Source organism: Delftia sp. Lp-1, assembly GCF_020523835.1.
GTDB classification, from domain to species: domain Bacteria; phylum Pseudomonadota; class Gammaproteobacteria; order Burkholderiales; family Burkholderiaceae_C; genus Comamonas; species Comamonas acidovorans.
The window spans coordinates 3,282,033-3,293,798 of the sequence record NZ_JAJALJ010000001.1 but is presented as its reverse complement, the minus strand read 5'-3'; the positions used below and the strand labels follow the sequence as shown (position 1 = coordinate 3,293,798).

The window sequence follows — 11,766 nt, the reverse complement described above, 5'->3', positions numbered from 1 at the left end:
GGAACTGTCTGGCAGTGTTTCCACCTCAAGCCCGCATCAATGCGGGCTTTTTTGTTTCTGACTTTGGCAAGGCTGGAATTATCTGGGCCCAAATGCATGAAATTTTTGAGCTTGTGCTGAGCTCTGGGTAATTGTGCTATCGGCTCTTAATGGCCGCGGAATTCCAGCAATTCATCCAGGTCACGAATCCATTCGGGAAGAAAGCTCTGATCCAATCCGAACGAGCCTTTGAGCTCGGGGCCGTCCGGGGAGTCCTTCATGGTGTATTGCGCGAACAGGTGGCCCCATGCGTTCGCCACCCCGATGACAAGCAGAAATTGAGGCTCGATCCCCGAGAGTTGGACAGGTTCAATATCAAAATTGCCCGCTATCAATGATTGATAGGCCTGTGAAAGGTCTTGCTGGAATTTTTTGATTTCTGCTGGCATTGTCAACCATTGAACACTGCCCGAAAAATTACCGTCCGTTATTTTTACATTGAGGGTCAACCAGTCCCTATAAGGGACGCCATCTTCCTCGATGGAACGAGAAGTCGGCACGATATCGAATTTGAAATTATCGAAATCAATGGTCAGCATGTTTGTTTGTATGGAAATGAGAAATGCTCCCATCGTGCCTCGCGACAGAGATCCAGCTAGTTTGAGGGGTAACGCGCAGGGTCCCAGACCTTGTCCGCCTTGCTGTCTGCTGGTGGCGCATGGGCTGCGGCCGAGCTCCCCGCAGCTTTGATCACAGGCACATGAAAGAGGGCTGAAGAGGGCTGCCCTGCGCATCCGCTGGAGCGCGACGACAATAGCCCATGATTCAAGAAAAGCCCCTGGCGGCAACCGAACTGGAGCGGCCTGCCATGGCCTTGCGTACTCTCGCGAACGGAGTGCGGCTGTTGGCGCTGCCCATGCCGCACCTGCAGAGCGTCAGCGTGGGTGTGTTCCTGCGCGTGGGCTCCCGCGACGAGACCTCCACCAGCAACGGCATCAGCCATGTGCTTGAGCACATGGCGTTCAAGGGCACGCACACGCGTTCCGTGCAGGAGATCAATCTGGATGCGGAGCGGCTGGGCGCGGAGGTCAACGCCTTCACCGGCAAGGACATCACCGGCTATTTCATGACCGGCCTGGGCTGGCATGCGCAGGCCTTGCTGGGAATGATTGCGGACATCGTGCTGAACAGCGTGTTTCCCGAGCATGAGTTGCAAAGGGAGCTGCAGGTGATCCGGCAGGAGGCCATCGAGTACGAAGAGGACCCGGAGGACAGCGCCGGCGATCTGCTGGACCGCGCCATCTGGGGCGACGACCCGATGGGCATGCCTGTGATCGGCACGGTGGCCAATATCGAAGGCTTCACGCGGCAGGATCTGGTGCGCCATGTGCAGTCCCATTACGTGGGAGAAAAGACCGTCGTCGTCGCGGCCGGAAACTTCGATGTGCCGGCCTGGCTGGAGCAGGCGGCGCAGCTGTTCGCCGGCATGCCTGCGTCGGCCGATCCGGCTGAGGCGTTGCCCCCTCAGCCCGCAAAGTATGTGGGGCAGGCCCTGGCGCAACGCTTCACGCAGGTGTCCCAGGTGTTCGTGAACCTGGCCTATCCGCTGGTGTTCGAGCAGTTGCAGGGCGAGCACCCGCAGCGTGCGCGTCTCGTGGCCTCGCTGGCGGCCCATCTGCTGGGCGAGGGGATGTCGTCGCCCCTGGTCGATACCGTGCGTGAACGGCTCGGACTGGCTTATACGGCCTATGCGGCGATGGAAGGCGGTGACGTCTGGGCCAACTTCATCGTGCATGCCGTCACGACGCCGGACAAGCTCGAAGCGCTGGTGGCCGCGACAGGCAGCCTGCTGCGCGCCCAGGCGGCCGGCATCGACCCGGTGCATCTGGAACGGGCCAAGAACCAGCTGGCGGTCTCGCGGGTGCGTGCGGGCGAGCGGACCTACGCCACCATGGAGCGGGCTGTCGAGGACCTCTTTGCCCATGGCAGCGTGACATCCGTGGCCGAAACGCTGGCGATGATCGATGGCATCGGGGCCGAGGAAGTGCGCAAGGTCTTCGAGCGCATGCTGGCCCACCCTCCGGCGGTGGCCATTACCGGCAAGGGCGCCAGTGCCCGGACTGTGCGGCAACTGGCCGCAGGCCTGGCGGGCTGAGCCGGCAGCGCGCGATCAGCGGCCAGCGGCCAACCGCAACACTTGGCGCTTTTCCCGTTGTCATGGAATTGGGGGAGCGGGCGGCGGCGCGTTCCATTGCCGCTTGAGGTAGTGCGACTTCGGGTGCTCCTGCAGGAACACGCAGCACTGCACCCACGCTGCTGGCTCCGGGTGCGCGTCGATCGGGCCGATCGGGCCTGTCGCACCGATCGCGCGCGAGAGATGCTCGAGCACGACCTCGGCCATGGCCGAGCACATCTGCGGCGGGCGCGGGTTGGTCAGCGTCAGGGTGGCGATCAGTTGCTGCGCGTGGGGATCCCCGCCGCACAGTCCGACGGCGATGGGTGCCACGCGCGACTTCAGGTCCGCGAGCCGTGCCCATCCGCGCTCGGCCAGCGCAAGGTGCATGGCGTGCAGGACCGGCTCCCACTGGATCGACGGGAGCAAGGATGGCGATACCTCGATGGCGATGTGCGGCATGGGGCGGCGCCTTCAGTCGAGCTTGATGCCGACTTCGCGGATCAGCGTCTGCCAGCGTGCCCGCTCGCTGTCCAGCAGGCGTGCGAATGCCTGGGGCGAGTTGTCGATGGGCACCGAGCCGAGTTCGGCCAGCCTGTCCTGCGTGGCCTTGGCCGCCAGCGCCGCGCCCATGTGCTTGATCAGCCAGGCCTTGCGGTCGGCCGGGGTCGCGGCGGGCGCGAGGAAGCCGTACCAGCCGCTGATCTCGGCGTCCACGCCCGATTCCTTGAGCGTGGGCACGCCGGGCAGCGCGGGAATGCGCCTGGCGGACGTCACCGCCAGCGCCTTCAGGCGCCCGCTTTGCACATGCTGCAGGATGGCCGGCGTGGCTTCGAACACCATCTGCACCGTGCCGCCCAGCACGTCGTTGAGTGCAGGCGCGGAGCCGCGGTAGGGAATGTGCAGGATCGAGGTGCCGGTCTGGCGCTTGACGAGCTCTCCCGCCAGGTGCTGCGGCGTGCCGTTGCCGGCGGATGCGTAGGAGAACTTGCCCGGGTTCTTGCGCAGCCATTCGAGCGCCTCCTTGGCCGTGGCCGCCGAGAAGGAGGGATGCACGGCCCAGATCAAGGGCACCGAGGCGGCCAATGCCAGCGGTGTGAAGTCCTTGGCTGGATCGAAGTTGAGCCTGGAGTACAGCGCCGGGTTCGCGGCCATGGGGCCGAGTGCGCCCAGCAGCAGCGTGTAGCCGTCGGCCTCGGCGCGGGCTGCCGCCTCCGTGCCGATGTTGCCGCCCGCACCGCTGCGGTTGTCCACGATCACCGTGCTGCCGCTGTCCGTCTGCAAGGCGTTCGCCATCAGGCGGGAGACGGCATCGGTGGTCGCACCTGCCGGATAGGGGCAGATGATGCGGATGGGCTTGGAAGGGAATGCCTGCGCGCGCGCCGAGGGGCTTGCGCCCAAGGCTGAAATGGCCGTCGCCGTGCTGGCGTACTGAAGGAAGTTGCGTCGTTTCATCGGTGCTCTCGTGACCAGAGTTGTCTCGTGGCCGTAGTGTCGGCAGGCCCTTGTTTCTTCGCAATTCGCATTTTCTGGCCGCGCCTATCGGATAATCCGATGGCCATGTCCGCACGCAGCCGCGACCCCCTCGATCTTGTCTCATTGCGCCAGTTGCGCTACTTCGTGTCGGCGATGCGGGCGCACAGCTTCAGTGCGGCATCGCGCGATGCCTCGATCTCGCAGGCGGCGCTGTCGGAGCAGATCGCCTTGCTGGAATCGACCCTGGACGTGCATCTGTTCGACCGTGCGAGCGGGCGCGCCGTTGCCACGGCCTCCGGACATGAGCTCGACCGCCGGGTGTCGGCCTGCCTCAGTGAGCTGCAGGCGGCGCTGCGCGACGTGCAGGCGCGTGCGAGCACCGTGGCGGGCCTGGTGCGCATCGGCCTGGTGCAGTCTTACGCGGGATGCTGGGTGCTGCCCGTCGTGCGCAGGGCCCAGGCGCAGTGGCCGCAGCTGGCGATCGCACTGCGCAGACGCACCGCACAGGCCTTGGTGGAGGGCGTGTTGCGTGGCGATTTCGATCTCGCCGTCAGCTTCGACCCGGAGCCGCATGCCGATCTGGAGATCCTGGCCTGCTTCGACGAGCCGGTGGTGGCCGTGGGATTGAAGCCCCGCCGGCGGCGACGCCTGCTGGAGCTCAGCGAGGTCGCGAACCACCCCCTGGCCTTGCTGCCAAGCGAATACGCAATGCGGCGCCAGCTCGACAACGCCTTTGCGGCGCAGGGGCTGAAGCCGGGCGTGCATCTGGAGTCCGATACGCTGGAGGACCTGGTGCATGCCGCCCGTGAAAACGGCATGGTTGCGCTGCTCAACGGTGCTGCGGCAATGAGCCTGGACGTGCAGGACGCAGTCCCCTTGGCCGAAAGAAATCTGGGCCGGCAAGCCTGCCTGGTGCGCTCACGCAGCCGTCACCACGGCTTTGCCGCCCAGTACGTATGGGACGAGCTGTCGGCGGCAACCCCCACGCTGCCGCCAGCGTGGGGGCGGCGCTCTGCAGCCGCGCGCTAGTCGTCGGCCGGATCCGTGCCGCCCGGATCCGTACCGCCCGTCAGGGCACTTCCTTCAGGCCCACCAGCTGCAGGGGGCTTGCCAGCAGTTCGTCGAAGCGTTTCTCGAACGCCTTGAAGTACGGCATGCGGAAGTGCGCATCCAGCGCTGCCTGGTCCCTGAATGACTCCCGCATGTAGAAGGTGCCGGGTTTGTCCGCCAGCTCGAACAGCGTGTAGTCCAGGCATCCGGCCTCTTGCCGGGTGAATGGCACCAGCGCGCGCAGGGCGTCGCGCAGCTGGTCGTGCTGGCCGGCCTTCGCTTCAAGGATGGCCAGGTTGAAAATGGTCTCTGTCTTCATGGCTCAGCCCCAGTTCTCCAGCACCACCTTGCCGCGCGCCTTGCCCGACTCGATCAGGGCATGGGCGCGCTTGAGGTTGTCTGCGTTGATGCTGCCGAAGCGCTCGGCCAGCGTGGTGCGGATCAGGCCGGCATCGACCAGTGCGGCAACCTCGTTGAGCAGGCGGTGCTGGCCGATCATGTCGTCGGTGCCGAACAGGGCGCGGGTGAACATCAATTCCCAGTGCACCGACACCGACTTGCGCTTGAGCTTGGTGATGTCCAGCGACGCGGGATCGTCGATCAGGCCGAATTTTCCCTGGGGCGCGATCGCCTCGACGATCTGTGCGAAGTGCAGGTCGGTCTGCGTGAGGCTCACGATGTGGTCCACCGTGGGAAAGCCGATGCGCTTGAGTTCGTCGGCAATCGGCTGGCTGTGATCGATCACGTGGTGGGCGCCGAGCTCCTTGACCCAGGCCTGCGTCTCGGGCCGCGATGCGGTGCCGATGACGGTAAGGCTGGTCAGCCGCGTGGCCAGCTGCGTGAGGATGGAGCCCACACCGCCGGAGGCGCCGATGATGAGCAGCGTCTTGTGGCTAGGGTGCTTGCCCGGCGCGATGCCCAGGCGGTCGAACAGCATCTCCCACGCGGTGATGGCGGTCAGGGGCAGGGCCGCAGCCTGTGCAAAGTCCAGCGACTTGGGCGCGTGGCCCACGATGCGCTCGTCCACCAGGTGCAGTTCGCTGTTCGTGCCAGGGCGCGCAATGGAGCCGGCGTACCAGACGCGGTCGCCCGGCTTGAACAGCGTGACTTCGGGGCCCACGGCCTTGACGATGCCGCTGGCATCCCAGCCCAGCACCTTGTGCGTTTGCCCCTCGGCGGGCGCGCCGCTGGCGCGCACCTTGGTGTCCACCGGATTGACGGACACGGCCCTGACTTCGACCAGCAGGTCGCGGCCGGTGGCCACGGGATCGGGCAGGGTGATGTCGATCAGCGATTCGGGTTGGCTGATGGCCTGGGGTTTCTGGTATCCAACGGCTTTCATGGTCGTGCTTTCAAAGGTTGAGGAAGAGGGGAGAGCAAGGAGGGAGAGCAAGGAGGGCGAGCAAGGAGGGCTTCAGGCAGTGGCGAGGGCTGCGTAGTCCGAGTAGCCGCGCTCGTCGCCGCCAAACAGGGCCTTCGGATCGAATGCGGCCAGCGGCGCCTGGGCGGCGTAGCGCGCCGGCAGGTCCGGGTTGGCAATGAAGGGGCGGCCGAAGGCGACGAGGTCTGCCAGGCCCTCGTGCAGGATGGCTTGGGCGCGCTCCGCGTCGTACTTGCCCGCAACGATCACCTTGCCCTGGTAGGCGCGGCGCAGCGCGTGGCGGAAGTCCTGCGGAATCTCGGGCGCATCGTCCCAATCGGCTTCGGACAGGTGGATGTAGGCCAGGCCGATCTCGTCGAGCCTGCTGGCCAGATGCAGGATGGTCTCAATGATCTGCGGGCAGTTCATGTTGCGCTGCGTGATGAAGGGCGCCAGGCGGATGCCGGTGCGCTCGGCCCCGACCTCGCCCGCCACGGCGGCCGTGACCTCTTCGGCGAAGCGCGTGCGCTGGGCGATGCCGCCGCCGTAGGCGTCGGTGCGGTGGTTGGAGGTGGTGCGCAGGAACTGATCGATCAGGTAGCCGTTGCCGCCGTGGATTTCCACGCCATCGAAACCGGCACGCATCGCATTGGCCGCGCCCCTGCGGAAGTCACCGATCACGTCCTGGATGTCCTGTGCGCTCAGTGCGCGCGGTACGGGGCAGTCGACCATGCGGCCGACACCGTCGTCGCCGACCACCCAGACCTGGGCTTCGGGCGACAGCGCCGAAGGCGCGACCGGCAGGCCATCGGCGTGAAAGCTGGCATGCGACATGCGGCCAACGTGCCACAGCTGCAGCACCATGCGCCCGCCGGCGGCGTGCACCGCGTCCGTGACGCGGCGCCAACCGTCCACCTGCGCCTCTGAATAGATGCCGGGCGTGAAGCTGTAGCCTTGGCCCTGGCGGGAGATCTGGGTGGCTTCCGAGACGATCAGGCCGGCGCTGGCGCGTTGTGCGTAGTAGGTGGCCATCAATGCATTGGGCACGTCGCCTGGCTGGCTGGTGCGGCTGCGCGTCATGGGGGCCATCACCATGCGGTTGGGCAGGCTGAGCGGGCCGAGCTGCAGGGGGCGAAACAGGGGCGTGGAGGCGGTGGTCATGCGGTTTCTTGGCGGAGCTGTAGAGGTGTTGGGGCAGTGGCGGAAACCCGGTTCGCAAGTCGTCTGGGCATGGAGCGATGTTGACCTGGGTGTTTCAATTGAAAAAGACCCGCAAGACTGAAGGCGGCTTCAAAAGAAATTTGACGATGAGGTCCAGGCGCGGCCCGCACAACCCCCGGGCGGATGGCCTTGCCCTGCCTGCCTGCCTGGCTACCATCTCCCCCATGAAGACCCAATACTTCGCCGCCACCTCACTCGACGGATTCCTGGCCACCGAGGACGATTCCCTGGACTGGCTGTTCCCGTTGGGCGACATGCAGGCCACGGGCTACCCGGAGTTCATTGCCGGCGTGGGCGCGCTGGCCATGGGTTCCGCCACCTACGAATGGATGCTGCGCCACGCGGAAACGGTGGCGCAGGAGACCGGGGCGGCGTGGCCCTATACGCAGCCCGCCTGGGTGTTTTCCAGCCGCACGCTGCCTGGTATCCCGGGTGCCGATATCCGGTTTGTCAGCGGTGATGTGCGTGCCGTGCATGCGCAGATGCAGGCGGCGGCCGGTGGGCGAAATCTCTGGATCATGGGGGGCGGAGACTTGGCAGGCCAGTTTTATGACGCGGACCTTCTGGACGAGATGATCCTGAGCGTGGGCTCGGCCACGCTGGGCCGCGGCAAGCCGCTGTTTCCGCGCCGGGTGCTGCATCCGGTGCTGCGCCTGCTGTCGGTTCGGCAGATTGGCGAGGGCATGGCGGTGCTGCATTACGAGGTGCGCAAGAGCACGGCCTGACAGGCTCCCTGATTCGGTCTGCGCGCCGCTCAGTTCGCCTCCCCGCGCCCAGGCGCCGTCATCCCCGGAATGTATTCATTGGAGATGAAGCTGCGGCAGCGGTGCATGAAGGCTTCCACCACGTGGCGTGGCTTTTGTTCGCGGGCCCAGGCCAGGCCCAGTTTCATGGGGCGGTGGTTGCCGTTCAGGTGCAGGTTGACGATCTTCTTGCCGTCCAGCGCGTGGGAGTTGCGCGGGCGCACGTTGACCAGGGAGTAGCCCACGTCGTTGGCGACCAGGGAGCGCACCACGTCGGGGCTGGCGCTGCGGGCCGCGATCAGGGGCGAGACGCCGGCTTCGCGGAACAGCGACATGAAGTATTCACGGCTCAGGGGCAGGTCCAGCAGGACCATGGGCAGCTGGGCCAGCGCCTCCAGCGTGGTGGAGCGGTGGTTGGCCAGCGGATTGAGTTCGCTGACGATGACCATGGGCGGCAGCTGGGCCAGGGGCTCGAAGCAGATGTCCGATTCGGCCACCAGCAGGTCGTAGGTGATGGCGACATCGATCTGCGCGGTGCGCAGCTTGTGGATCAGGCCTTCCTGGTGGTCCTCGATCTGGGTGACCGTGGCCTTGGGGTGGGCGCGCGCGAATCCCTGGCACAGCTCGGGGGCGACCATGGCCGCCAGCGTGGTGAAGCAGCCCACGCGCACGGGGCCGCGCACCTGGCTTTGCGCGCTGCTGGCCACGTCGTACAAGGCCATGGCCTGGTCGAGCAGGCCGCGGATTTCCCGCAGGACTTCGGCGCCTGCGGGCGTGACGGACAGGCCTTGCGCATGGTGGCGCACGAACAGCGGCACCTGCAGCTCCGCCTCCACCTGGGTGATGGCCGATGAGATGGACGAGGGCGAGACGTGGATGCGGTTGGCGGCCTCGGCAATGCTGCCGAACTCGCCCGCTGCCACGCAGTATTCCAATTGTCTGAAGGTCAGTCGTGTCAGCACGGTGTGCAAGAGGTGGAGAGGGGGAGGGCGGCCAGGGTGACCTGCCGCGTAGTTGACCAAGCGGCGGACCGCGCTGCAATAGGCCCTTCCCGCAAGGCGCCTGCATTGTGCGGCGGTCGGGCCCCGGCAGCCTTCAGTCGCTGGCGTTGTGATTGCGAAACCATTGCGCCACCGCACCGTCGCCCTGGGCCGGCGCCTGCGTGGCCTTCACGCGGTCCTTCAGGCCGGCGGACTTGCCGACGAAGTCCAGCGGCGCATCCCAGTTGAAGTGCCGGTACACGGCCGCCGTCTGGGCGTAGGGCGGGCATTGCGCAAACAGCTGGAAGCTGAGCCGGTGGCCGGCGTGGTCCGAGTCGAGCAGGTCGCGCGCATAGGCCAGCAGCTTGCGGCGGTCGTCGGCCTGCCATTGCGGGCCGAGGGTGTAGAACTTGCGCAGCCAGGGGCCGGTTTCCTCGTTCTCGAAGCTGGCGTGGTCCGGCGTCAGGCAGACCTGGCCGCCGCACAGCTCGCGCACGGTGTTCATCATGTGGTGCAGCTGGCTGGTGGCCAGCGACCTTCCTGTGAACAGCAGCGACTGGTTGGGCATCATCAGGCCGGCCGGGCTGCGCTCGGCCAGCGCGATGGCGGCCGTGAGGTGGGCGTTGATGCCTTCGCGGTAGCAGGCCAGGCCGGCCAGCCTGTCCTGCACAGCCTGCAGCTTCTCCACGCCGGTCTGGCGCGCGTTGTGCAGGGCCGTGCCTATCAGCATGTCGGCCAGCTTCAGGCTGCGCTGCAGGAAGGTGAAGGCCGAGTAGCGGTGCAGTGTCTCGCGCAGGAAATGGGCGGCCCGGGTGTGGCGGTAGAACAGCACGTTCTCCCAGGGAACCAGCACGTCGTCGAAGACCACGATGGCATCCACTTCGTCGAAGCGATGGCTCAACGGATGGTCCTGGGCCGATGCGCGGGCGGCAAGACCCGGGCGGCAGATGAAGCGCAGGCCGGGCGCGCCCAGGTCGCAGATGAAGCCTATGGCGTATTCGGACTGCGCCGCGTCGCCCCAGTGCGCCAGCCCCGGCTTGGTGAAGGCCTGGTTGGCATAGGCGGCGGCGGTCTCGTACTTGGCGCCGCGCACGATGACGCCTGCATCGGTCTCCTTGACCACGTGCAGCAGCACGTCGGGGTCCTGGTCCTGCGGCAGGCGCGAGCGGTCGCCCTTGGGGTCGGTGTTGGCCGATACGTGGAACAGGTCGCCACGCACCACGCGGCGGATGTGGGTGCGGATGTTGGCGCAAAAGCGCGGGTCCAGCTCGTTGAGCACGTCCTGGCCATCGAACAGCGACCACATCTCGCCCACGCTCTCGTCGCCCACGCGCATGACCACGCCGCCCATGTCCTCCAGCAGCAGGTCGGTGGCGCGGCGCTTGTCCCACCAGTCCTGGCGCGTCAGCGGCAGCTTGTGGGCGATGGGGTGGCGCTCGCCGTCGCCTTCGTCGTAGGTGAGCGCGTCGCGCAGCGCGGCCTCGTGCTGCAGGTCGTAGATGCGTGCGCGGATGTCCACCAGCGGCTTGAACATGGGGTGGGTGGTCACATCGTTGACGCGCTCGCCGTTCATCCAGACCCGCCGGCCATCGCGGATGGAGTCGCGGTACTGGCTGCCTGTCCTGATCATCAGCGGCTGGCCCACTTGCCGTCTTTGACCTCGTGCAGCTGCAGCTCCACGGGCACCTGCGTCTGGCCGTTGGCATCAAAGGTCACGGTACCGGTCACGCCGTCGTAGCGTATGGCGCGGATGGCCTTGGCCACGGCCTGCCGGTCCTTGGTGCCTGCCGTCTTGAGCGATTGCAGGAGGATGCCGGTGGCGTCGTAGGCGTACTTGGTGTACGGGCTCTCGGAGTCGGCATAGCCCTTGGCGGCATAGGCGCGGCTCATGGCGTCCAGCCGGGGGTTGGTCTGCGATTTGGGCGTGCCGACGATGGTGCCGTCCGCGGCCGGGCCGGCGATCTGGATGAGCTGCGGATCGAAGATGCCGCTGATGCCCAGCATGGGCTGCTTCATGCCCAGCTCGGCCATCTGCTTGCGCACGATGCCGGCCTCGGTGATCACGCCGCCGAAGTAGACCGCGTCGGGGTTCAGGCTCTTGATCTTGGTGAGGATGGAGCGGAAATCCGTGGTGCCCACGGGGTAGCTTTCCTCGGCCACCACGCTGCCTTTTTCTGCCTTGTAGAAGCTGCCGAACGAGGCCAGGTTGGCGCGCCCGTAGTCGCTGGTGTCGGCAATGATGGCGATCTTTCTTGCGCCCAGGCCCGTGGCGGCCCAGGCGGCCAGGGGCTTGTTCTCGTTGACCAGGGTGGGCGTCACGCGCGTGGTGTTGGCGAAGTTCTGGTCGGTGATCTTGGGGCCGATGGCGCCCCAGACGATGAAGGGCATCTGCACGCGGTTGAACACCGGCAGCGTGGCCAGGGCCACGGGGCTGTTCCAGTGGCCTATGGCGCCCACCACGTCGCGGTCGTTGACCAGCTTGAGCGCGGCGGACACGCCGGTCTGCGGGTCGGAGGCATCGTCCAGCACCACGCCCTCCACCTTGAACGGCACGCCGGCCGTGGCATTCCACTGGTCGATGGCCAGCAGGAAGCCGTTCTTCGCCCCCAGGCCCTGCTGTGCGTTGCCGCCGCTGACGGGGCCGATGAAGCCCAGCTTCACGGTGGACTGGGACCAGGCCGCGCCGCAGGCCAGCGTGGCGGCGGCCAGCGCCAGGGCGGATGCGGCAAGGCGCCGGCGCGATGGCAGGAGGGCGGTGGATGTCGTAGGGGCTTGCATGGTCGG

The 11,766-nt window shown here is 66.6% G+C and carries 12 protein-coding genes; 3 read left to right on the top strand and 9 right to left on the bottom strand.

What is annotated here, in order from left to right:
• Positions 1–146: 146 nt before the first annotated feature.
• The gene (locus LGR64_RS14800) at positions 147–611 is read right to left on the bottom strand and encodes a WapI family immunity protein (RefSeq protein WP_442873818.1); all 465 of its coding nucleotides are present in this window, start codon (positions 609–611) and stop codon (positions 147–149) included.
• Positions 612–847: 236 nt separating this feature from the next.
• Between LGR64_RS14800 and LGR64_RS14795 the strand changes: the two genes are divergently transcribed.
• Positions 848–2,134, top strand: a complete 1,287-nt coding sequence (locus LGR64_RS14795; RefSeq protein ID WP_141834095.1) for a M16 family metallopeptidase — start codon at positions 848–850, stop codon at positions 2,132–2,134.
• Between the two features lie 60 nt (positions 2,135–2,194).
• On the opposite strand, the gene LGR64_RS14790 is transcribed toward LGR64_RS14795, so the two are convergent.
• Together LGR64_RS14790 and LGR64_RS14785 are read right to left on the bottom strand one after the other, a co-directional pair.
• A complete protein-coding gene (locus tag LGR64_RS14790) occupies positions 2,195–2,614 on the bottom strand; it encodes a 5-carboxymethyl-2-hydroxymuconate Delta-isomerase (protein WP_141833560.1) in 420 nt (139 codons plus the stop codon).
• A 12-nt stretch (positions 2,615–2,626) separates the two neighbouring features.
• Positions 2,627–3,607 (bottom strand): Bug family tripartite tricarboxylate transporter substrate binding protein, encoded by a 981-nt coding sequence (locus tag LGR64_RS14785; RefSeq protein ID WP_141833557.1) that lies wholly within the window; start codon positions 3,605–3,607, stop codon positions 2,627–2,629.
• Between the two features lie 99 nt (positions 3,608–3,706).
• Here LGR64_RS14785 and LGR64_RS14780 point away from each other — a divergent pair, with 99 nt between their 5' ends.
• A complete protein-coding gene (locus LGR64_RS14780) occupies positions 3,707–4,657 on the top strand; it encodes a LysR family transcriptional regulator (protein ID WP_141833554.1) in 951 nt (316 codons plus the stop codon).
• 40 nt (positions 4,658–4,697) lie between these two features.
• Here LGR64_RS14780 and LGR64_RS14775 read toward each other — a convergent pair whose 3' ends face one another.
• The 3 genes from LGR64_RS14775 to LGR64_RS14765 form a co-directional block, all read right to left on the bottom strand.
• Positions 4,698–4,997 (bottom strand): putative quinol monooxygenase, encoded by a 300-nt coding sequence (locus tag LGR64_RS14775; RefSeq protein ID WP_141833551.1) that lies wholly within the window; start codon positions 4,995–4,997, stop codon positions 4,698–4,700.
• Positions 4,998–5,000: 3 nt separating this feature from the next.
• Positions 5,001–6,020, bottom strand: a complete 1,020-nt coding sequence (locus LGR64_RS14770) for a zinc-binding alcohol dehydrogenase family protein (protein WP_012204864.1) — start codon at positions 6,018–6,020, stop codon at positions 5,001–5,003.
• A 72-nt stretch (positions 6,021–6,092) separates the two neighbouring features.
• Complete coding sequence (locus LGR64_RS14765) at positions 6,093–7,199, bottom strand: alkene reductase (RefSeq protein WP_230355956.1); 1,107 nt, start codon at positions 7,197–7,199, stop codon at positions 6,093–6,095.
• 224 nt (positions 7,200–7,423) lie between these two features.
• On the opposite strand from LGR64_RS14765, the gene LGR64_RS14760 reads away from it, so the two are divergent.
• Entirely contained in the window at positions 7,424–7,984 is a 561-nt protein-coding gene (locus tag LGR64_RS14760; protein ID WP_099751409.1) for a dihydrofolate reductase family protein, read from the top strand.
• Positions 7,985–8,013: 29 nt separating this feature from the next.
• Here LGR64_RS14760 and LGR64_RS14755 read toward each other — a convergent pair whose 3' ends face one another.
• The 3 genes from LGR64_RS14755 to LGR64_RS14745 form a co-directional block, all read right to left on the bottom strand.
• Positions 8,014–8,964 (bottom strand): LysR family transcriptional regulator, encoded by a 951-nt coding sequence (locus LGR64_RS14755; RefSeq protein ID WP_034398359.1) that lies wholly within the window; start codon positions 8,962–8,964, stop codon positions 8,014–8,016.
• A gap of 133 nt (positions 8,965–9,097) precedes the next feature.
• Positions 9,098–10,612, bottom strand: a complete 1,515-nt coding sequence (locus LGR64_RS14750) for a 4-hydroxyphenylacetate 3-hydroxylase family protein (RefSeq protein ID WP_230355954.1) — start codon at positions 10,610–10,612, stop codon at positions 9,098–9,100.
• Complete coding sequence (locus LGR64_RS14745) at positions 10,612–11,760, bottom strand: branched-chain amino acid ABC transporter substrate-binding protein (protein WP_230355952.1); 1,149 nt, start codon at positions 11,758–11,760, stop codon at positions 10,612–10,614. Before LGR64_RS14745 ends, LGR64_RS14750 begins: the two co-directional genes overlap by 1 nt.
• Positions 11,761–11,766 lie beyond the last annotated feature (6 nt).